This is a genomic window from Mesorhizobium sp. M7A.F.Ca.CA.002.04.1.1, from assembly GCF_004022805.1.
Taxonomy (GTDB): Bacteria; Pseudomonadota; Alphaproteobacteria; order Rhizobiales; family Rhizobiaceae; genus Mesorhizobium; species Mesorhizobium ciceri.
Genome location: NZ_RZPL01001128.1, coordinates 1 through 1,056, shown reverse-complemented (window position 1 = coordinate 1,056; position 1,056 = coordinate 1). Strand labels below are relative to the sequence as shown.

General features: G+C 63.8%; 1 pseudogene. It reads left to right on the top strand.

What is annotated here, in order from left to right:
• Positions 1 to 1,056 (top strand): annotated as a pseudogene (locus ENZ75_RS32720) (kinesin); the annotation flags it as partial.

Here is a 1,056-nt window from a genome sequence, read left to right as displayed (position 1 = left end):
GCCAGAAGCTCAACGAGCAGGTGTCGAACGCCGAGGCGCAACTCGTCTCGCGCGCCAATGTGATCGCCGAGACCTTCACCGCGGTTGGCCAGCATATCGGCCAGAGCACCAACGATGCCGCCAAGACGATCGGCGCCAACACCCGCGAACTCAACACCATGCTCGCGGCGCGTTCGGCCGAAATGTCGAAGATCCTCGACGAAACCGCACGGCCTTTGGTCGAGCGCTTCGCCCAGGGCGGCTCGGAACTGCAAAAGAGCATGGAAGAGGTCACAGAACGCGCCACCGAGAAGCTGCGCAGCGAGAATGCCGCACTTGTCGACGCGCTCGCCAACCGCACCGCCGAAACCTTGTCGGCGGTCGAGGGTGCCCGCTCGTCGCTGTCCGACAGCGTCGCCGACCTCATCGGCCGGATGACCAAGTCCAGTTCGCAGCTCGGTCAGCTGATCGAGCAGGCCGCGGTCAATCTCGGCCAGGTCGATGAACGCCTGAGCGGCAGCACGCAAAGCTTCGCCGCCACCACCGAGAAGGCCGCGCAGACCTTTGCCAGCTCGGCACGTCTGGTCGATTCGAACACGACAAGGCTGACGGAACTGTCGTCGTCCACCTTGCGCGAGGTCGCGTCGATTGCCACCAAGTTCGACGAGCACAGCCGCCTGCTGTCCAGTGCTTCGGACCTGTTGAGCTCGGCCCAGAGCAACCTCGAACACACGCTCGAACGGCAGTCGTCGCTCGAAGACCTCGCCGTCGGCCTGGTCAAGAAGTCGGAAGATCTCGAAAGGGTCATGCGCTCGTTCGAAAATCTCGTCGGCCAGACGCTGCAGAACGCCGAAGGCAAGACGATGGAGTCGGCCGACAAGATCCGCAACGCCATCACCGACGTCGTCGACTCGGCAACCAAGCGCTTTGCCGATGCGACCGAGGAGATGCGGCGCACAGCGGGTTCGATCAAGAGCGAGCTCGACCTGACCCGCGCCGAGCTCAAGAAGGGCGTCATCGAAATGCCGGAAGAGGCCAAGGAATCGACTTCGGCCATCCGCCGCGCCGTTTCCGAGC